Here is a 385-nt window from a genome sequence, read left to right on the forward strand (position 1 = left end):
TGAGACAGTTCGGTCCCTATCTGCCGTGGACGTTTGAGATTTGAGAGGGGCTGCTCCTAGTACGAGAGGACCGGAGTGGACGAACCTCTGGTGTTCCGGTTGTCACGCCAGTGGCATTGCCGGGTAGCTATGTTCGGAATAGATAACCGCTGAAAGCATCTAAGCGGGAAACTAGCCTCAAGATGAGATCTCACTGGGACCTTGAGTCCCCTGAAGGGCCGTCGAAGACTACGACGTTGATAGGTTGGGTGTGTAAGCGCTGTGAGGCGTTGAGCTAACCAATACTAATTGCCCGTGAGGCTTGACCATATAACACCCAAGCAATTTGCTGACCTGAAAAGGCACCAGATTGCGGTGTGTGAAGACGAAACGAACCGAAAGTTCG

1 rRNA gene is annotated in these 385 nt (G+C 52.5%); it reads left to right on the forward strand.

Going from position 1 to position 385, the window contains the following annotated elements:
* Positions 1–309: ribosomal RNA gene (locus TMES_RS22100) — 23S ribosomal RNA — on the forward strand; the annotation flags it as partial.
* Positions 310–385 lie beyond the last annotated feature (76 nt).

This window comes from Thalassospira mesophila (genome assembly GCF_002115755.1).
In the GTDB taxonomy this organism is placed as follows: Bacteria; Pseudomonadota; Alphaproteobacteria; order Rhodospirillales; family Thalassospiraceae; genus Thalassospira; species Thalassospira mesophila.